The sequence below is a fragment of the Paenibacillus swuensis genome, from assembly GCF_001644605.1.
GTDB classification, from domain to species: domain Bacteria; phylum Bacillota; class Bacilli; order Paenibacillales; family DY6; genus Paenibacillus_N; species Paenibacillus_N swuensis.
The window spans coordinates 4,864,101-4,883,745 of the sequence record NZ_CP011388.1; the positions used below are offsets into that span (position 1 = coordinate 4,864,101).

The following is a 19,645-nucleotide window of genomic DNA, read 5'->3' on the forward strand; positions in this document are numbered from 1 at the left end:
TGTTGTATAATTAGTATAAAATCAGGAACTTGATTCCGATACGGTATAATTTCTTGATCCATCACCTTTTGTTCACTTCTTTAGTCAGGGGGCACCATATGTTTCGACTTAATACATTCTCGCGGACACTGATTCTGTTGCTCTTTATATTTATGACCTTTGCCATGATGTTCTGGTACTCCAATGCCATCAGCATGAAAGTGACCCGTCAACAAATCCAGGAGCTCAATCTGAACAGGCTCAGTAATTTCCTTAGAGAGATCGATGAAGAAGCTAATCGATTAGTTTCCATGGCCATAACCATTGCGCGGGATCCCTATATCCAATCCTTGCAAGTGCCTATGGACCTGACAATATACAACGAAATCACTTCCGTGAATGCAGTGGAACAGAAATTAACGCTCCAGCCTATTTCCAGCAAGTGGAAAAGCCAGTTATCGGTCTTCTATCCGCAGACGAATCGATTTGTCAGTAATGATCCGACACTCCGTAGTTTCCCTTTCGAATTAACCAATCCCGCATGGAGCTATCAGGAACAAACCTGGAACGGGATTCCCTCTACCCCGGTGTTTGCCTATTCACTGATAGAACCTTATTTTGCCGTCCATGACGAAAGTCAGATCCAGCAAGTTACCCAGATTGCGATTCCCAGCAAAACCCTCTCTTCCATGTTGCGTAAATTGAACAGCAGCCATGACGGAGGATCATTCTTCTTCTTGCCGGAAACGAATAAAGTGATTGCCGATGTTGTAGATGAGCGAGTAGAATCATTCCAAACCTATTTAAGTCGTACGAATCCGCAACAGTTACATAACACCACATTGAAGGTTCAAGGCGAAACTTATCTGGTTAACGCTTTATACTCTTCGAAGCTCAAGCTGTTTCTTATTGACTATGTGCCAATCAAGAGGATTTTGGCTCCGATTACAGACAGTCGGAACACATCATACCTGATTGCGGCGATCCTGCTTGGTGTCAGTATCGCGGCCGCATTATTGTTATACCGGTACATCCAGATCCCGGTTAGAGATTTGCTGCTGGGTGCGAAGAGAATGAGGCAGGGAGATTATTCTGTCAGGCTCAGCTCTCCTTCCGGGAATGAATTCGGATACGTCCTGGAAAGCTTCAATCTGATGGCAGAAGAAGTACAGCAATTAGTAGAGAAGGTTCATACGGAACAGATTTATTCAAGAGAAGCCAAGTTAAAGCAATTACAATCCCAAATTAACCCGCACTTTTTATACAATTGTCTATACTACATAACGAATATGGCTTCTATGGGCAATAACAAAGCGGTAACGGCCATGTCCCTTAATCTGGGGGATTATTACCGGTATACCACTAGGAATGAAAATCAAAGCGTAAGGCTCACCGATGAGCTGAAGCTGGTTACGAACTACCTGAAGATTCAGCAGCTGCGAACAGAGCGGTTGATCTTTTCTGTGGAAGTTCCGGATGTGATGCAGGAGCAGTTGATTCCCCGCCTGTTACTTCAGCCTGTGGTGGAGAATGCCGTGATTCATGGCATAGAACCCGTGCCGGGCGAGGGAACAATTCAAATCCGGGGATATCGGGAGGGCGGCAGCTATTTCTTAACCGTCATGGATGATGGGGCCGGCTTATCCGAAGAGGAAGCAGCGTTGCTGAACAAGCAAATCAGAAACACGGACATTTCCGATGCAGGATGCGGTTTATCGAATGTACACCAACGGTTGGTATTGAAATATGGCGAGGAAGCAGGTATAACCGTCACATCATTAACGGACGGAGGTTGTTTATTCATACTTCAATGGCCCGCGGTGGAACTTTAATAACTTCTTTACAGACAAAGGATGATTACAGATGTACAAAATTATGATTGTAGATGATGAGCCGTCCGTTCTGGATGCCATTACGTCCCAAATCCCTTGGGAATCGCTTCAAATCACTTCCGTCATGACCGCTTCGTCCGGTAAAGAAGCGCTTGAATTGTTTCAAGAGGAGAATATTGATATCGTCATCAGCGATATTCAGATGCCCGTTATGGACGGGTTGGCATTGGTGGAACAGATTAAGGAAAAGAAACCTCATACGCGCTGCATTCTGCTGACAGGATACGCAGACTTCCATTATGCCCAAACCGCTCTCAAGCATCAGGTTTCCGATTATTTACTTAAACCCATTGCAGTTGAAACCATTATAGAAGCGGTCCAAAAAATCACCGATGAACTTGCTTCCGAATGGTCCCATGTAAGTTCCTATCAACACGCTCTATATACTTTAAAAGAAAACCTTCCTTTCCTGCGCAGCCGCCTGCTGGCCGACTTGCTGAGCGGACGTCGTATGGAACACTCCGTATTGGAAGAGAAGCTAACTATGCTGGAAATTTCCATTCATTGCAAAGACGTGTTCTGGATGCTGTTGATTCGTCTGGAGGAGGATTTTCTTCATTATGACCGTAATAGCAGGGAATTGCTTGAGTACGCTATATTGAATATCGCGGGAGAAGTGCTTGGGCATGAAGTTCATTTATGGTACGGCAAGGATGATCATGATTATCTGGTTCTCCTTATAGGCGATGCCCAAGCATCCGAAAGGTCCTCCTTTCGCAAAGAGCTTGAACGTAAAGCGGAGGAGTTGTTGCATCAGGTTCAACTTTATCTCAAAGGCGCCTTAACCATGATCATCAGTGAAGCCGGCGAATTCCCCAACCAAGTTTCGCAGTTTTATGATTCCTTACTCTATGAAATGCGTCGTACTTTGCCGCATCAGCAAGGTTGGCTAAAAACGGTGAATTCTTTGGATGTCAGTCAATCTGCCAGATCCTTGAAGCGACTTTATGAGCCTCCGGTGTTAATGCATCTGCTGGAAGCCGGGAGATGGGAGGAAGCGGAGAAAACCATCTTGCGCATCATGGAAGAACTAACCACCGTATCGGAGCATTCGGCTGAGACTGTTAATGAAGTCTATCATGCGTTTCTCGCAGCGTTTCACTACAATGCTCATAAAAGCGGAGTAAGTCTAGTAGAAATTGTAGGAATAGAACCGTTGGAATTACGTCACGGTGACCGGCGGTCCATCCCGATCATGACCCAGTGGGCAATCGGGATCGTAGACAAGCTCCGAAAGAATGTGGATCAGGATCATCGTGAGTCAACAACCGCATTAATTGGACAGATCAGGGAATTTCTGGAACAGAGGTTGTCGGATGATGTCTCTCTGCAAGCCATTGCTGAACATCTTTATATGAATCCCAAATATATTTCAAGACTGTACAAGCTGGAAACCGGAGAGAATATCAGCGACTATTTGTTCAGGCTGCGCATGGAACGGTCTGCTTATTATTTAAAAAATACCAATATGAAAATACAGCAAATATGCGAAAAGCTAGGATATCAGAGTACCTCATACTATATTCGTTTATTCAAAAAGCATTACAGTGTCACACCTCAAGAATTTAGGAACTCATAAAATGACAAGGCCTGAGGATAGCTCCTCAGGCCTTGTTAATTCTTTACTTAGATAGGTCGGAATACCACTGGTTCATCTCTTCGACATATTTGCTGTACCCTGCTTTATTGTAATCCTCCAGAAATTGGTCGTAGAATTCTACCGGGGACTCTCCGAAGATAATCTTGCTCTGCGCTTCTCTTCTCATCTTCTCCAGCAAGGCGCCTTTGGATACCATCGTACGGGTTGACGGTGCACCTTCGGCCAAGTTATTTACTTCTTGGTTCGAATCCAGGTACTGAAGAATGATTTTGGCGGCCTCGAGTGTAACTTCGTTTTCTCCGCCCATTTGCTTAATCTCCATAGCGGATTCCGGCTTTCCGCCGCTTGTAAATTTACGCATCATCTCAACCCACTGATCCGGAATAAACCATTCACTGTTCACACTGTAACGAACAACATCTGTATAATCAGGCACTTTTAATTTATCATTCGTCGGAACCCCGTCAACTACAGCCCAATCGTAGTTTTCCGCTAGTCCAAATTCATATTTGGAGCCTTTCTCCGGATAAATATAATTCTGGATAAACCAGTTGATATACGACATAACCGCTTCAGGATTCTTCATATCCTTGTTGATCATTACGTATTTACCCAAAGTCAAACTCTGGCCTGATACGGCAAGTTCGCCTGATGGGCCTGTCGGGAGCGGGTATGGCTTGAATTGCGCGGCAGGCACATTCTTAACCAAGTCCGGAAACGGCCATAGCGGCAGCCAGTAGGATCCTACCGTAATGCCGGCTTTCCCGCTGTTCCATAACTCTGCAGCTTTCATTTCATCATAAACGCCAACATCTTTAGGCATATATCCTTTCGATAACCATTCATGCAGCTTGGCCAAGCCCTTCTTCATGTTGGGTGTCGCGTAAGGCTGATAAAGTTTCCCTGCTTCATCTTTAATCCAGAAGCCTTCGCTTGGCGCAATGCCGTAAGGTGCGAATGCAATCTCGGGAGATCCCATCCATCGGGTATAATAATTGTCCTTAAGCGCCATGGATATTCCGTATGAATCAGCTTTACCGTTCCCGTCAGGATCTTGCTTCGTAAATGCTTCCAGGACAGCATCTAATTCATCCATCGTCTTCGGTGCTTTCAGCTTCAGCTTAGTCAGCCAATCTTCCCGGATCCACATCACACTGTCCCGGCCGGTCCAGTTAAACAACGGAATTGCGTATTTTTTTCCGTCTACGGTCACGGCATCCCATGCTTGAGGATATTTCGCAAATGCCGCTTTAAATCGCTCATCAGCATGCTTCTCAAAGAGCTCATCCACTGTCATGAATTTGCCTGAGTCAATGAGCTGCTTCATTAATACTTTATCCGGAACTACCATCATATCCGGTAATTCTTCATTGGCCGCCAGGGATAGACGAATCTTCTCTTTCATCTCGTCATCTTTGGAAGCCGTCCATAAATATTTCATTTCAATGCCCAGATCTTCTTTGAGTGTTTTATCGAGCACATTATTCTCCAGGTTCTCGCCATCGCGAAACATGATGTCCTGATTCATGACCTTGACTGTGGACATCGTAATAGGCGGATCAAATTTACCGGAATCTCCGCTCGTATTAACTTGATTTTCCGCTTTGTTGTTGGAAGAAGCCGGCTCCTTGTTCTGATTTCCTTTCCCCGTTTGGTTAGAACATGCTGTTCCTAGTAATACAGTAATCATCGTAACCATGACCAAACCCTTTTTTAATCTCATGCGTTAACCCTCCCAATGAAATAAATCCTCTGTACAATTCCATTCTAATAGAACGTCCACAACGCTTATATGCTAATATTTCTTGTTTTATAGTCTCCTGTATATCATTCATTCATGGATAAAAGTTGTGTCAGGATGACAGCGGCATGAGTTCTTGTGACGGAAGTCAACGGCATGAGTTCTCCCTTCCCGGATCCTCTCAATATGCCTGAGTCAACAAGCCCGCGCACACTTTCCTTGGCATAATCGCTAATGAGATGCCCATCGGAAAATTCTTCAACTTTAGTTCCTTTCATCGATTTTCCGTAGTTTGCCGCTTGCATCGCCCTGAACATGAATACCGCCATATCTTGTCTGGATAAAGGAGTGCCGATGCCAAATTTATTGTTACCCGCGCCTTGAGTAATGCCTAATTTGGCTGCAGAGGCAATATGAGGATAAGCAACGGCTGCCTGGTCCAGATCCTGATAGGAAACGGATGCTTTATTATCTACGAGATGCAGCGCCTCCATTAACATCACCAGGAAATCCTCTCGCGTAACGGATTTCTCCGGTTGGAACAAGCTTTCCTGCTGCAGATCCATCAGCTCCCGGGCTGTAATAAACTCGACAGCATTCTTGGCCCATGGCACATTCTTCAAGTCCGCTAACGCCTTCATATTATAAGCTGTGACGAACGTACCGAAATGAGTCGTTGTTAAAATCATGGATTCCCGAGAGGCATCGTATCTGCCATGATGTATAATTCTCATCCCGTTCGTGTTACTCACATTGTAGATAACAAGTCCATTGGCCCTCTCAATGGGGAGAAGCTCATACGGAATAACCATTGTTATGGACTTGCCGTGATGTTCAATTAAATTGATCGCTGTATTATTCACAAAACCTTGAATACTGACAATGGGATGTCCCTCGGTCCAATGCTTTATTTTCTCTTGGATGCCGGCCAGAACGGTAGTATCTATATCCAAACGAAGGATATCGGATGCCTTCAGTTCCTGTTCGTCAAGCAAAGTTGCGGATAGATATACATCCGCTGGTTTCGCAGACAGACACAGTTGTTGAATTCCAGCTTTCTTCAGAAGGGTGAATGTATCGGATGGAATTGTAAAGCCGACTTTCTTAACAACATCGCTATTGATCACTTTCAGTTGTACATGCTTTTCTTTCCGAAGAGCTGCGTTGGCAATCGCGATCTCCAATACAGGCTTAGGAACAGTAAGTTGCATCGTTGTTCCGTCAAGCCTGCCCGTCAGTTTCACCGTTCCTCCCTCCGCAACCGGCTGGTTATCGGAGATCGTAGTTGACGGGTCTGCTGGAGTAGTCACGTCACTAGGCGGTGTTACCTCACCTGATGGTGGAACCGTTCCCGGGGGAGTAACTTCTCCCGGTGGTGTAACCTCTCCTGGGGGTGTAACTTCTCCCGGTGGTGTAACCTCTCCTGGGGGTGTAACTTCTCCCGGTGGTGTAACCTCAACAGGAGTCCGGTTTGAGAATCGAAGCCAATCTAAGTCGCATACCCCGTTCTGGAGTTCGTTCAAGAAAATAACATAAATCTTATGTTTACCCTGGAGGGGCGTCATCGCAGCAGTCACTTTTCCCCATCCGGTCGGAGAAGCCCACGAGCCTGTATTCGGAATAGCCAGGCTTGCCACGACAGGACCTTCCGGCGAACCGCTCCGCAACTCTATGCCGCCGCCGTCCAAGGCCGTTGCAACGCGGGCGGAGACCTCATTATAACCACTACCGAAATCAATTTCGTTATATACAATATAATCCTCATGCTTAGTCCAACCCGCTAATCCTTGCCCTCCGGCTCCGCTTGCGGCTTGATTATGAAAAGCTCTGACGTTGCCCTCCGATGTATCGAAAGACTCCGCTTCAATTCGAAGTGTACCCGCAGGATCCGGTTCTGGTTCTGTAATCGGACCCGGTCCGCCAGTATCTTCCGTAAGCGTTTTAACCGAAATTTTTTCACTTTCTTCTGAAATGTAACCCGCCGCGTCCCATGCCTTAACACTAAATGTATAATCCGTATTAGGCAACAAATGTTCTACAGTATACTGCGTGTTCAATAAAGCTTCAGCATTCACCGGGCTTTCATTTACATATACGTTATATCCAACGGTAGCAATATCATCCTCTGACGGAGACCATGACAATGTTACCGAATCGGCTTTCACGTCTGTAACAGTTAGATTGTCGGGCTTCGCAGGAGCTGCGGTGTCCAGTGCAGCCTGTTCCGACACCCTGAATTCGCCAAGCGTTAACCAACCATCATGGTCTGAATCTTGCTTAGCATTCGCGAATTTCAACGGATGACCGCCTGTCATGGGATTACGCACCTGCATTAACAGCTTGTATTGACCCTCTGCCAGACCATGCTGAGGAAGAACATATGCCCTGCCGTCGTGATCGCCCGGCAATACTCGGTTCAAGTCAAGATCCGCCGAACCCAGCTCGCGAATCACACCATCTTGAGATACCGCAGCAAAAGATACTGGCCAGTCATAAGCAAATGGAGCAATTCCCTTGTTTTCCAATTTAATTAAAGCCTGCAGCGCAGCATCGGGATGAATCGTACGTAAATTCACTTTCGATACGAACAGCTCATACCCAATCATGCGGTGTGCTTTCAGCGCATTTTCCCGCTGAGCAGCCGACAACGTGTTTTCTTTCGCTTTATTAAAGAACACATAGTTGGCAATCCAGGATGCATGGGTTGTCATAATACTTTCTTCTAATGTCGCATTTTGCGCGAAATCTTCCAAGGACTTTGAAAGTCCCGGTTGCGACCATGCATCGAATATCCGATCCATAATGATGGGATTCAGCTCTCCGCCCATAGGATGCGACTTCCAGTTATTCGTCAGACCGTTATCAACCATTCTGGGCCAGAAATACCATCCTTCACCCAGCGTGTAGTGAGCGAACGAGTCATCAAAATACCCGAATTCATGTTTCAAATCCTCATCTTCTGTCCCTGATGGATCCCGTGTAATGACAACGGATTGTTGAAACGCATCCTTGAATGCCGTTAATACTCGGTCTTTATTCTCTTGTGACATTCTCCAATCATCTGTCGGGTGTCCGCCAGGTTCGTGAGGATAAGTATGCCATTCTCCCCAGAAACCATAAAGTCCCGTTTGTACAAGCGCTATACGCGGGTCACCGTCGTACGCAGCGCCATAAGCCGATATGAACTGCTCCAACGCGTAGATTAAATCGGGATCGTTCCAATCGGGCGCTTGGCTTTGTCCGGGCTGATTATCAAGCGTGGTGTAGTCCCTCATTTCCAAACCGCCGTCAATCAGATATTGCGGTACCCCAGTCGGCCGCTTCGGAAAATCCACATAGAACCGCACAATTGATTGGTTTCCTCGATTACTGACTTCGTTGAGGTTCTCTTCGAGCTTCGTCCAATCAAAGCTGTTATTTCCAAACATGACGTCACTTAAGGGTATATAAAACCATTCCATGCTGTGGGGGAAGGGAGAATCGCCTTGCCAGGAGAAGGGGACTAACCCTTTAATCGGGTTTAGCTCCAGTCCTTCAACATCCCCCTTGTATACTTGCTCTACCCATTGTCCGTTCCCGGAGGGTTCGCCTGAGGAAAGCTCCTGTTTGATTAAAACAACATCATCCCAGTATCCATAGGTGGTCACGTTGTTCGCGGCCCATTTATAATAGGATACTTCCAGCATCTGTGTGTGTTCAGGCACGGTGAAGTTATTCACAAATCGCTTATAAATACTTGTCTTATCGATTAAGATTTCTTCGTTCAGAAGTACACTGGAATCCGCGCCAAGCGCCTTAATATAAACCTTTGCGTCAGCCCAGCCGCTTGAGGCCTCATCAAGTTTGGACCAGAAAGAAAGCGTTAAATTCTCACCTGCGGCAAAGCCTGCAGTAACAAGTTGAGTTAACGAACCCTGCACAGACCCTCCTAATTCCGCTGCTGCCTCTCCGGTATGTACATGTGTGATATCCTGAGTCTGCTTGGCACCCACAACCGTTGTTGAATCTGACCAAAGGCTCCATTCATTCATACCTGACTCGAATGAACCATTCTGAATTAAGTTTACTGCAGAAGGTTCTTCGGCGGCGACAACACCTGTGCCCGGAGCAACACCTGCAAAAACCATTGCGTGTGTAAGCGTTATCAACAACATCCAACCTATAAATCGTTTCAACCAACTTCCCATTCTTCTTCCTCCTAAGATGATGATGTCTACATTTCCATTATAGGAGTCCTTAGGGTGATGCTCTATAATCGTATCTCCTGATTTGTCGCCTTTTGTATACACATATCTTCATTGACCTAGATCACATATCCTCTACCCTTGCGAATATACTAAATAACAATTGCTTACCTGAAGTATGATATTAGGAGGAAGCCCTCATGACAGAGCCGTTATTTATCGTTTCCCGGGAAGATTGGTCCCTTCATCGTAAAGGTTATCAGGATCAAGCACGCCATCAGCAAAAGGTACGGGAAGCCATTAAACAAAACTTGCCCGATCTGGTAACGGAAGAAAGCATTATTATGTCCGACGGCAAACAAACCGTGAAGATTCCGATTCGCAGTCTCGATGAATATCGATTTGTCTATAACTACAACAAGAGTAAACATGTCGGGCAAGGGGACGGAGACAGCCAGGTCGGCGATGTGCTCGGCAAAGACCCAAGCGACGCGAAGGGGCCGGGCAAGGGCGAAGGAGCCGGCGATCAACCCGGGGAAGATTATGTGGAAGCGGAAATCAGCATTGAGGAATTGCAGGCCATGCTGTTCGAAGAACTGGAACTGCAGCATATGCAGGAAAAGGATAAGGACCAGCTGGAAACGAAGGAAATTCGCTTCAACGATATTCGCAAAAAAGGAATTCAATCCAATATCGATAAGAAACGGACCATTCTTGAGAATTTGAGACGCAACGCCCGCGACGGCAACCCCGGCATTCACGGTATTTCACCGGATGATGTAAGGTACAAGACTTGGGAAGAAATCGTAACACCTCATTCCAATGCGGTCATTATTGCGATGATGGACACTTCGGGTTCCATGGGCAGTTTTGAGAAGTATATGGCCCGCAGCTTCTTCTTCTGGATGACCCGCTTCCTGCGCTACAAGTATGAGAAAGTGGAAATTGTATTTATCGCGCATCATACGGAGGCCAAGGAAGTAACCGAGGAAGAATTCTTTACCAAAGGCGAGAGCGGCGGCACCATCTGCTCCTCAGCTTACCAGAAAGCATTGGAAATTATTGATGCGCGTTATCCGCCGGCCTCCTACAATATTTACCCTTTTCATTTCTCTGACGGCGATAACCTGACCTCGGATAATGAGCGGTGTGTCAAGCTGATTGAGCAGCTTCTGGATCGATGCAATATGTTCGGCTACGGTGAAGTCAACCAATATAATCGCAGCAGCACCTTGATGTCCGCCTACCGCCACATTCACAAACCTAACTTTCTCTACCATGTCATCCGGGAAAAAGGGGAAGTGTATAAGGCGCTGAAGACATTCTTTAAACCGAAGGTGGGTTCGGTTTAAGGACAACATTGAAGAACCCCATACCTCGGTCTGAGTTTTAGCCTCAGAACAGGGTATGGGGTTTGTTTCGTTCACTTTATGTTTATTTTCAATATCGCTTTCCGCACGTTCCCTCCGCCATTCATCGAACAACAAGGCTTATGCGCCTCGCCCGGCATCAACACGATATACATACCGGGTTTAAGCGACACAATACGCTCTTCTTCCAGTCGGCTAAGAAACACATGATCATCTAGAGGAGGATCTACGGGTACAAGCGCTAAATCGCTATCCGGTCGTTGCCCCGGTCGTTGCCCCAGCCCCATCCACTCTTCTCCCTCAAGGACATAATGAATATCCACATGATCTTCATGAAATTCGCCAAGCACTTGGGTGGCCGGCACCGTTACTGCTTCTTTCACAATCAGTCGGACCCTATCCGTAATGTTGAATTCACCACATTGGAAAGGCTCAGAAATGATCTCCTTCAGGATTTCCAACCATCCACATAACATGGGAGAGAACAGGTTGCGGTCCCGCTCCCAATGTTCAAAATGTCCTATGATCATCGCAGTCCCCTTCGCATCATGATAATCAGTTTCTTAACAAAAGGATAATCGCTCCGGAAATTGGGGTGAGCACCATCGCGGACCTCAACAACAACTTTGGTGCCTGCTGCGTAAATTTGGCTCCGATATAAGAACCGATGACCGTACCCGTCACCACTTCCAGAAATAAACCCCATTCCATAAACCCTGCTTGCAGAAATCCAACAGAACCGGATATCGCGATCGGCAGAATAACGACCATCGTTGTGCCCACAGCCTGACGCAAAGAGAATCCGAACAGAATCAACAGGGCTAATTGAATAAACGGCGTGGCCCCGATCCCAAATACGCCCGACAATCCTCCGGTCACAATACCTGTAATTATAGCTAAACTCCAGAATTTTCTAGAAGAGAAGTCGGCTTCCGTTGTGTCTTTCTGATTCACGCCTTTCATCCGCGTTCTAACCCAGATTAGCAATCCGCACAGGAGTAACATTCCGCTGGTCATCAAAATTAAGATGTCCGGTTCAATTCCTCTGGAAACGAATGTTCCCGCAAACGCCCCGAACGCACCGAAGCCGCCAATAATACAGCCGGTCTTCCATAAGGCGTTCCCTTCCCGGACATGACTAACCGAACCGGAAAGCGTCGTAAATATCATGGCCGCAATGGAAGTGCCAAGCGCGGTGTGAATCGGCACCCCAAAGACGGCCACAAGCAATCCAATAATAAAACCGGAGCCGCCTGTGCCTGCAAACCCCAAAATCATACCCATGACTAACATCGTTGCAAATATCATAGAATCGCTTCTTTCCTGAACGTGCTCGTCTATACAGGTTGTTCCTCGAATTGTCTGTAAAATTCAGGACGGCGGTCCTGACGGTTGCTGTTATGGCCTTTGTTGCGGATCGAGTGCAGGTAATCCACTTGGATATCGGCTGAAATGACCATCTCCACATTCGGCTCACCCTGTTTCACAATGCCGTCAGGGGTGCCGATTAAGGGTTGAATCGGAGAATAAATCCCGCTCTGCCCGGTAAAAGTGAAACCATATGGGATATTAGGCGGAAAGGGGACCGAACCGATCAGATGGCTGTTAACGACAAAGATTTGGTTCTCGCTCGCTCTTGCTTTGGAAAACAAAATATTTCGCGATCTTCCCCACTCATCCAAGCATGCGGTAGGTGCGAGAATAACATCCGCGCCTTGCTTGCACAGAATGCGGGCTACCTCAGGAAAGGAACTGTCATAGCAAACCGAAACGCCAATCGTTGTTTCTCCCGATGTAAACACACTCAATTCTTTCCCCGGTGTAGTTAAATGTTTGTTATAAACAAGTTCATAGGACGGGTGAATTTTGTTCTGCGTGTGAATGCGGCCGTCCGGCATAAATACGTATGCGGTGTTGTAAAACCGGTCTTCATTCTCATGGTAAGCAAAAGTGGATCCCGCGGCCAAAATAATACCGTATTCCTTGGCTAGCGCCGCGCAAGTTTCTTTCACAGGCAATGTGTATGTTCGTGCCCAGTGTTCAAATATACGATCAAAGTCCGCTTGGCAATCGGCTTTATAATGTTCTAGCGTCATGAGTTCAATCGTGAAAAATTCCGGCAAAAGCAGAAGCTCGGCGCCTTGTGCAACGGCCTGTTCCATATGTTGACGGATATGTTGCTCAAATTCCGCGTAGGACTTGAGAGCTTTCACTTTATACTGACTGGATGCGACTTTCATAGGGTAAATCTCCTTTCAGGTCTGTATGACCATGGATGCTTTTTAGAAAACTGCCCATTCTGGCATTCGAGTGGTTAAACATTTCATGAGGCGTACCTTCTTTGACGATTCGGCCATTTTCTATAAACAAGACACGATCCGAGACATTACGGGCAAAATTCATCTCGTGGGTCACGACCACCATCGTCATTCCCTCTTGAGCCAGCTTTACCATAATCTCCAGCACTTCATGCACAAGCTCGGGGTCCAATGCGGAAGTCGGTTCATCAAACAGGATGACCTTAGGCTCCATAGCCAATGCCCGAGCAATCGCCACACGCTGCTGCTGACCGCCGGATAAATTCGCGGGGTACTCCAGCTTTTTGCCCAGCATACCTACTTTCTCCAGAAGAATCTCCGCTTTGGCGACCGCCTCTTCCCTGGGGATCTTCTTCACCAGCACCGGTCCCTCAATAATATTCTGTAACACCGTCTTATTCGGCCATAGATGAAACTGTTGAAACACCATGCTGACCGAGGTGCGCAGCCAACTGACTTTAAATTGGGAGAGCAAGGAGAGCTTGCCCTTCGCATTCGTCTTATATTGAACCGGTTGCCCGTCAACTGTAATTTCACCGGAAGTTGGGACTTCCAGCAAGTTGATGCAACGTAACAGCGTACTTTTGCCAGCGCCGCTTGGACCTATAATCGACACCACCTCGCCTTCCCGAATGTCCAGATGGACATCACTCAGAACAGGACTGCCTTTGAACGCCTTATTTAATCCTCGGATTCGAATCATGGGGTTACCTCCTACCTTTTGTTCATCCTCAACTTTTTCTCAATAAATGTCTGAAGCAGCATAATCGCGCTTGTCATCGTTAAATACACGGCACCGGCCACACCCAGCGTTTCGGCGACACTGTAAGTACTGTTATAGGCGCGTTGAGCGGCTAACATTAAGTCGGGAACGGTAATGATCGAAACTTGTGCTGATTCCTTAAGCATAATCACGCAGTTATTAATGTATGGAGGTGTAATCAGACGAACGGCTTGCGGAATGGTAATCCGAATCATCTTGGTAAAGGGGTTCATCCCCACGGATTCGGCGGCTTATATGCAGCATGTGTTTATATGTTCCCAATTCCGGGCTGGAAAGCTCGATGACGTCCCCCGGCTTGCAGGCCATCGGTCCCGCAGGTGTTCCCGTCAGGATGATATCCCCTTCACGCAACGTCATCATACTCGAAATATGGGCAATCACCCACGGTACAGAGAACAGCATATCACTGGTGTTTCCGCGTTGGATCAGCTCCCCGTTCACCCGCATTTCCAGGGTTACATTCATCGGATCAATTCCGCTTACCATAGTTCCCACCGGTGTAGTCTCATCAAAAAACTTGAACCGTCCATCGTCAAAATGCTCATCCGCCGTCATATCGTTGGCCAGCGCGTATCCCGCAACGTAGGATAAAGCATCATTCACCGAAACATTCCGAGCGGTTTTCCCGATGATCGCCGCCATTTCCACTTCGCACAAAAAAGACCGTAACGACGCGGGCACATACACATTTTCCCCCGTCACCAAACTCTCGGGCGACTTAATAAACAAGGTCAGCTTGCTATCGTCCGTGATTCCTTTTTCCTTGCGGAACGCTTTCAGGTTGGGTCCGACCCCGACAATTTTGCCCCGTTGCTGCTTAACTGTTTCCATGTTCATCCTCTGATCTCCCCAATCTATAAAATTGCCGGGTATTGTCCAGCATCATTCTTCCCGCTTCTTCCCGGGAGATTCCGTGCAGCATACTCCAAGTTGTCAGGGAGTCCATCATCATCTCGGGATGGGTGGATCGACCCGTGAACGGGCCTTCGAACGGCCAAGGCCCGTCCGTTTCCAGCATCACCTGCGCGGGCGGGTACAACCGCGCCAGCTCCTGGATCTCCGTCTCGTACACCAAGTCCGGCGTGAACGAGACGAAGTAGCCGTTAGCGACCATGCGCTCCGTCACTTCGCGCGGGCCTTTGAACCAGTGGAAGTGCGCCCGCGTACAGCCGCGGCGCTCCAACAGATCGCACGCGGCAGCGGCGTCTTCGTACACCGCGTGCAACACCACGGGTTTATCCAGCTCCACCGCAAGCTGGATAAACCCATCGAGCGCTTCGACATAGGGCTCCATGTCGAAGCGCTCGCCCCGCGCCTGGGCTTCCGCGCGCGTGTAGTACGGGAGGCCGACTTCGCCGATGGCGGCCATCCCGTCCGCGTGCGCGCGGATCCAGGCGCGGAGCCCGGCTAGCGCAGCTTCGCCGGGCAACGGCTGCTCCGGGTGAAAGCCGTAACACGGCTTCACCAGGCGCGGCAGCCGCAGCGCCAGCTCGCGGTTCAGCAGGCACGACTCGGCGTGCATGCTAACCGCGATGAGCGCATCGACGCGCGAGCCGGGCCGCGCGCAGTCTTGCAGGATCTGTTCCCGCTCCGCGGGCGGGTACAGGTCCAGATGAATATGCGCATCGATTAGCCGCATGTGATGTCCCCTCCATTTTGCACATAATAGTCGCAGTAACTCTTGCTCGCTTCGCTCTTTGATTTCGTCATAACAGTACGCCCCTTGTCCGATATTTGTGGGGAGAGATGCCTGTGACTTTTTTGAACGTCTGACAGAAATAGGATGTGTTTCCCAGACCGACCTCGCTACCGACCCACTCCACCGATTTGGAAGTTGTCTGCAATAACCGGCAGGCATGTCGGATTCGAGTGGCATTTACATATTCCGTAATACTGCTGCCCGTCTCTTGACGAAACACCCGCGAGCAATAGGATTTAGACAGATGCAAGGCTTCTGCCAACATATCCAGATCAAAGCCTTTCGCATAATGCTGTTCGATCCATTGCATGATCTGTTCCGAATACCGGGTGACGCGAATGGCGGGGGGAAGCGGCGTGGCTTTCTCATCAATGCATGTCATGAGCTGCATTAGCAACAAAAGTGTTCTTTCCTCTTGTTCTTCATGCCGTTGCGCCTCTTTATGTAACCCGCTCATATCGAATATCCCTTCAACAAACGCAAACCGATCCGAGAGGTCAAACGCGCATTCCGCTAACGATTGAAACCAGAGCCGTTGAAATTTCCCGTGCATCCAATCCCAACTCTTCAGTTTGGCGGCAACCTGTACCGGATCAAAGCTGAATATCGTGCGTTCATAAGGCGTCTCCGGACTGGTCTCCGCATGCACGAGGTGCAGTTCATAAGGTTGGAAATAGTAGAGCATGCCCGGTTTCATCGGATAATTTTCTTCATTCACGATGACATGTCCGGTGCCTCGATGGATATATAACAGCTCGCAGCTTTGGTGGAAATGGCAATAGCCTTCAAATTCTGTCTCCGTCCGTTGCCGATGCGCGATATCGAACAGTTTGGTGCCGAAGTCCACCTGCTTAAAAAATTGTTTCATTCCATCCCCCACCGCAGTTCGTAGAATATCAAATGACAATAGAGCAACATTTTTGGACAAAGCAATGCAACCGATTTCAACAATCAACCCTTATACTGAACATACGAAATCATAAGGAGGCATATACAATGACAGTAACATTGACAGGCACCCTGTTGCAACGTCTGGAAGAGAAAGTGCTGCGTATGGTACAGCAAATGGGAGATAAATCTCCGCATGTGGCGCGCGCGGACGGCAAGTATGATGATATGGCTACGGACTGGTGGACATCCGGATTTTGGCCGGGGATGCTTTGGATTATGTATGATATGACAGGAAATGAAAAGTTTAAAGAGGCGGCTTGGGGCTGGGACGCGAAGATTGAGCCTTGGTTAACGAAAACCTCACTGGATTTGCATCATGATGTAGGCTTTCAGTTTTTGGCCACGGCGGTAATTAAACATACGTTGACCGGCGATGCGGACGGATTGCGCAGAGGCTTGCAAGCGGCGAATTTCCTGGCTGGACGGTTCAACCCCGCAGGTAACTTCATTCGCGCATGGAACGGGGACGACAACGCGGGTTGGGCGATTATCGACTGCATGATGAACATCTCTCTGTTGTTCTGGGCTTCCGAAGTGACCGGCGATCCGCGTTACAGACATATTGCGGTTCGACATGCGGATACCGCCTTGGCGAACTTCATTCGGGAAGACGGCTCCGTTCGTCACATTGTGAGCTTCGATCCGGAAACAGGCGGGTTTATTGAGGCATTCGGCGGCCAGGGCTTCGCTCCGGATTCCGCCTGGAGCCGGGGCAACGCATGGGCGCTGCACGGATTCGCCAACGTGTACCGTTGGACGAAGGACGTGAAGTATCTGCATGCGGCCAAGCGCGTAGCGCATTATTTTATCGCGGCCTTGCCGGAGGACGGCGTGGCGCATTGGGATTTTCGCACCGGCGAAAACAACCCGCCGCGTGACAGCTCCGCTTCCGCGATCGCCGCTTCCGGCTTGTTGGAAATTGCCGATGCGGTTGGTGAAGGCGAGCGCGGCTTGTATCTGAAGAAGGCGGAACATATTGTCGCCTCCCTTACGGAGAACTACGGAACCTGGGATGACCCGTCTCACGAAGCGATCCTTACGCAAGGAACCGGGCATTTGCCGGCTAACTCCAACATCAACGTTTCGCTCATTTATGGCGATTACTATTATATTGAAGCGGTTGCCAAGCTAAACGGCTGGAAACATCGCATTCATTAAAAAGAAGCCGATCCTGTTTAACGGGATCGGCTTCTCTTTCACTAGAGGACACATTAACTAATACGATGTCAATTAGGCACTTGAATACTCAGTCCCGTTAGTTTGCCTTGCTTTTCTGTATATACAACTACAATCTCACCGTTCGGAAAAGACAGGGTGGCTTTATATTTCTGTACTCTATCAGAATTTTTGGAAAGAACCTCGCCCTTATACCCGCCGTCCGTAAGACCTGTTCTGGACAGGTAGGTCATAACGGTTGTTACATCCGCTCCCCGATAAAGCCCGCGAAGATAAGTCGTCCACTCGCTTGCGCTCCAATCGGGCCCTCGAACTTCCATATTACGCGATCTTAGATATTCCAAACGCTTCCCTAAGGTTTCCCCATCCGCTTCCTGTAAAGAAGCGATCATTTGGGCAGGTATGCCGTCTGACAGATGAATTGTTTGATTTTTGGCTTGTAACATCGTAAAAATATCCTCTTGTGTTCTTTCGTTACTAAACCAGTAGTATTTAAATTCATTCGGATTGACATGCGAAGGCGCGGGTAACATATAATTCCCATCTGAAGAAGCCGGTATTTCAAGCACAGGGAATCTCGCCGGGTGTTGAGCTATGAAAACGGATTTTCCGTCCCCGCTAACCATCATTTTAATGTCCAGCACGTTGCGTGAGTCTCCATCTTCCGTTGTTAACCCCGCAGTTCCGCTTAAGGATGAATAGTAGAACGAACCGTCCGTTCCCTTCTCTTTGCTGAGTCTATAAAAGAACCGATCTTTTTCTTTAACATTTTCAACTGTATTATAGGTTGTGTTCCCTTTGTTCTTATATTCATCTTGGTCAACTGACCACAGAATCTCACCCGTCCCCCTTAGTTCATCCGGAGCATCCTCCACTGTCCATTGGGGTAAATTCAACCGTATTCGGTAGCTGTCCTGACTCCAAGCATAAGTATGATAACTTTGTTTCGAGAGTCTGTACGCCTCCGAATAATCCGCAGAGTACCCGACTCCCTCCATTTCACGCATGGATTGCAGAGGTTGAAACGCCGTTAAATAGGAGCCCTGCGCTACATAAACGCCCGCCAGAGGTAATGTGATCAAGAGTACATAAGAAAAGCCCTGTGCCCATCTACCGTAACGCGCGGCAACCGCCGGATAATCAGCAATTGTCTCTCCGTCCTTCGTCAGGCAGTCGGTCAACTTCTTTACAAACTCATAAATCAACCAGGTTCCGGTGCAAGAATAGAGGATCAGCACCAAATACACATTTATAGGTTCCTCCAGTAAGCTGATTAAACTAATACTTAACGTGCAGACCAATGCCAGTATCACTAACGGGATAAAAGATGAGAAGTATTTCTTCATATAAGTCGCGGAAGTGTTCAGTGCTTTAGCGACCCTTAAGTCTTGAATGATAATCAGGTATGGCGCCAAAGAAAAGAACAAGAACAGAAGTGACAGCACAATCCCTAACGGCCAAAGGAACAGAGCGGAAATAAACACGATCGCACCCGTGAATGTTTCAAAAACAGTCCAGCCTATCATCCGTTTAAAGAACATTCTTCCACCCGACAGCATGTTGTACGGCTTACCTTGAACTAAGGCATGTATTCCTCCTATATACATACCGCGGATATAACTGTGTACCAAGATGTACAATATCGTCATTGGAACCGTCCATTCCATATGAATGTGTTCCACCTTGAAAGGAGTCAGTTGTATTTTAAGCTGCTGCAGCGATGGGAGATGGAAAGGGATTGCCGCAGTAATTCCCGGACGTTGGACAGGCGCAATCTCTGGCGTCCCCCCTAAGAATGAGAAATGAGGGATAACAGTGAAGCCGTAATAGGCTCCCCATCCCAGCAATAAACCCAATCCTATGTCTAGAGTCATTGCCAATAAAACCAGTTTTCTGAAATTCAAAATAACTCTCCGTTCTTCTGCTTAATTCTCATGATGTCTAACGCAAT

Annotated in this window: 15 protein-coding genes; 4 read left to right on the forward strand and 11 right to left on the reverse strand. The window is 47.9% G+C overall.

What is annotated here, in order from left to right; genetic code table 11:
- The first annotated feature begins 98 nt into the window (after positions 1 to 98).
- Together SY83_RS21870 and SY83_RS21875 are read left to right on the forward strand one after the other, a co-directional pair.
- Complete coding sequence (locus SY83_RS21870) at positions 99 to 1,811, forward strand: sensor histidine kinase (protein ID WP_068610428.1); 1,713 nt, start codon at positions 99 to 101, stop codon at positions 1,809 to 1,811.
- Positions 1,812 to 1,842: 31 nt separating this feature from the next.
- Positions 1,843 to 3,450, forward strand: a complete 1,608-nt coding sequence (locus SY83_RS21875; protein WP_068610429.1) for a response regulator — start codon at positions 1,843 to 1,845, stop codon at positions 3,448 to 3,450.
- A 43-nt stretch (positions 3,451 to 3,493) separates the two neighbouring features.
- Here SY83_RS21875 and SY83_RS21880 read toward each other — a convergent pair whose 3' ends face one another.
- Both SY83_RS21880 and SY83_RS21885 read right to left on the reverse strand, forming a co-directional pair.
- The gene (locus tag SY83_RS21880) at positions 3,494 to 5,194 is read right to left on the reverse strand and encodes an extracellular solute-binding protein (RefSeq protein ID WP_068610431.1); all 1,701 of its coding nucleotides are present in this window, start codon (positions 5,192 to 5,194) and stop codon (positions 3,494 to 3,496) included.
- 104 nt (positions 5,195 to 5,298) lie between these two features.
- The gene (locus SY83_RS21885; protein ID WP_068610434.1) at positions 5,299 to 9,399 is read right to left on the reverse strand and encodes a carbohydrate-binding protein; all 4,101 of its coding nucleotides are present in this window, start codon (positions 9,397 to 9,399) and stop codon (positions 5,299 to 5,301) included.
- A 197-nt stretch (positions 9,400 to 9,596) separates the two neighbouring features.
- Between SY83_RS21885 and yhbH the strand changes: the two genes are divergently transcribed.
- Positions 9,597 to 10,748, forward strand: a complete 1,152-nt coding sequence (gene yhbH, locus SY83_RS21890) for a sporulation protein YhbH (protein ID WP_068610436.1) — start codon at positions 9,597 to 9,599, stop codon at positions 10,746 to 10,748.
- A gap of 71 nt (positions 10,749 to 10,819) precedes the next feature.
- Here yhbH and SY83_RS21895 read toward each other — a convergent pair whose 3' ends face one another.
- The 8 genes from SY83_RS21895 to SY83_RS21930 form a co-directional block, all read right to left on the reverse strand.
- Positions 10,820 to 11,296 (reverse strand): NanQ anomerase/TabA/YiaL family protein, encoded by a 477-nt coding sequence (locus SY83_RS21895; RefSeq protein ID WP_068610437.1) that lies wholly within the window; start codon positions 11,294 to 11,296, stop codon positions 10,820 to 10,822.
- Between the two features lie 25 nt (positions 11,297 to 11,321).
- Positions 11,322 to 12,050, reverse strand: coding sequence for a sulfite exporter TauE/SafE family protein (locus SY83_RS21900; protein WP_231891323.1), 729 nt, complete (start codon positions 12,048 to 12,050; stop codon positions 11,322 to 11,324).
- A gap of 53 nt (positions 12,051 to 12,103) precedes the next feature.
- Entirely contained in the window at positions 12,104 to 13,006 is a 903-nt protein-coding gene (locus SY83_RS21905; protein ID WP_068610442.1) for a nitrilase-related carbon-nitrogen hydrolase, read from the reverse strand.
- Positions 12,981 to 13,787, reverse strand: coding sequence for an amino acid ABC transporter ATP-binding protein (locus SY83_RS21910; protein WP_068610444.1), 807 nt, complete (start codon positions 13,785 to 13,787; stop codon positions 12,981 to 12,983). The genes SY83_RS21905 and SY83_RS21910 overlap by 26 nt, the downstream gene beginning before the upstream one ends.
- Before the next feature lie 11 nt (positions 13,788 to 13,798).
- Positions 13,799 to 14,062 (reverse strand): ABC transporter permease subunit, encoded by a 264-nt coding sequence (locus SY83_RS21915; RefSeq protein ID WP_068610446.1) that lies wholly within the window; start codon positions 14,060 to 14,062, stop codon positions 13,799 to 13,801.
- Entirely contained in the window at positions 14,007 to 14,705 is a 699-nt protein-coding gene (locus SY83_RS21920; protein WP_068610448.1) for a fumarylacetoacetate hydrolase family protein, read from the reverse strand. The genes SY83_RS21915 and SY83_RS21920 overlap by 56 nt, the downstream gene beginning before the upstream one ends.
- Positions 14,686 to 15,507 carry a TatD family hydrolase gene (locus SY83_RS21925; RefSeq protein WP_068610450.1) on the reverse strand — a complete coding sequence of 274 codons (822 nt, stop codon included), beginning with the start codon at positions 15,505 to 15,507 and terminating at the stop codon, positions 14,686 to 14,688. Before SY83_RS21925 ends, SY83_RS21920 begins: the two co-directional genes overlap by 20 nt.
- A gap of 67 nt (positions 15,508 to 15,574) precedes the next feature.
- Positions 15,575 to 16,435 carry an AraC family transcriptional regulator gene (locus tag SY83_RS21930; RefSeq protein ID WP_068610452.1) on the reverse strand — a complete coding sequence of 287 codons (861 nt, stop codon included), beginning with the start codon at positions 16,433 to 16,435 and terminating at the stop codon, positions 15,575 to 15,577.
- Between the two features lie 128 nt (positions 16,436 to 16,563).
- On the opposite strand from SY83_RS21930, the gene SY83_RS21935 reads away from it, so the two are divergent.
- A complete protein-coding gene (locus SY83_RS21935; protein ID WP_068610454.1) occupies positions 16,564 to 17,676 on the forward strand; it encodes a glycoside hydrolase family 88 protein in 1,113 nt (370 codons plus the stop codon).
- A gap of 68 nt (positions 17,677 to 17,744) precedes the next feature.
- Here SY83_RS21935 and SY83_RS21940 read toward each other — a convergent pair whose 3' ends face one another.
- Positions 17,745 to 19,568, reverse strand: coding sequence for a hypothetical protein (locus SY83_RS21940; RefSeq protein WP_197479920.1), 1,824 nt, complete (start codon positions 19,566 to 19,568; stop codon positions 17,745 to 17,747).
- Between the last annotated feature and the right edge of the window lie 77 nt (positions 19,569 to 19,645).

Coding starts and splice junctions, on each gene's coding strand:
- SY83_RS21870 (WP_068610428.1), top strand. CDS start 99: ATGTTTCGACTTAATACATTCTCGCGGACACTGATTCTGTTGCTCTTT.
- SY83_RS21875 (WP_068610429.1), top strand. CDS start 1,843: ATGTACAAAATTATGATTGTAGATGATGAGCCGTCCGTTCTGGATGCC.
- SY83_RS21880 (WP_068610431.1), bottom strand. CDS start 5,194: ATGAGATTAAAAAAGGGTTTGGTCATGGTTACGATGATTACTGTATTA.
- SY83_RS21885 (WP_068610434.1), bottom strand. CDS start 9,399: ATGGGAAGTTGGTTGAAACGATTTATAGGTTGGATGTTGTTGATAACG.
- yhbH (WP_068610436.1), top strand. CDS start 9,597: ATGACAGAGCCGTTATTTATCGTTTCCCGGGAAGATTGGTCCCTTCAT.
- SY83_RS21895 (WP_068610437.1), bottom strand. CDS start 11,296: ATGATCATAGGACATTTTGAACATTGGGAGCGGGACCGCAACCTGTTC.
- SY83_RS21900 (WP_231891323.1), bottom strand. CDS start 12,050: ATGGGTATGATTTTGGGGTTTGCAGGCACAGGCGGCTCCGGTTTTATT.
- SY83_RS21905 (WP_068610442.1), bottom strand. CDS start 13,006: ATGAAAGTCGCATCCAGTCAGTATAAAGTGAAAGCTCTCAAGTCCTAC.
- SY83_RS21910 (WP_068610444.1), bottom strand. CDS start 13,787: ATGATTCGAATCCGAGGATTAAATAAGGCGTTCAAAGGCAGTCCTGTT.
- SY83_RS21915 (WP_068610446.1), bottom strand. CDS start 14,062: ATGATTCGGATTACCATTCCGCAAGCCGTTCGTCTGATTACACCTCCA.
- SY83_RS21920 (WP_068610448.1), bottom strand. CDS start 14,705: ATGAACATGGAAACAGTTAAGCAGCAACGGGGCAAAATTGTCGGGGTC.
- SY83_RS21925 (WP_068610450.1), bottom strand. CDS start 15,507: ATGCGGCTAATCGATGCGCATATTCATCTGGACCTGTACCCGCCCGCG.
- SY83_RS21930 (WP_068610452.1), bottom strand. CDS start 16,435: ATGAAACAATTTTTTAAGCAGGTGGACTTCGGCACCAAACTGTTCGAT.
- SY83_RS21935 (WP_068610454.1), top strand. CDS start 16,564: ATGACAGTAACATTGACAGGCACCCTGTTGCAACGTCTGGAAGAGAAA.
- SY83_RS21940 (WP_197479920.1), bottom strand. CDS start 19,568: ATGACTCTAGACATAGGATTGGGTTTATTGCTGGGATGGGGAGCCTAT.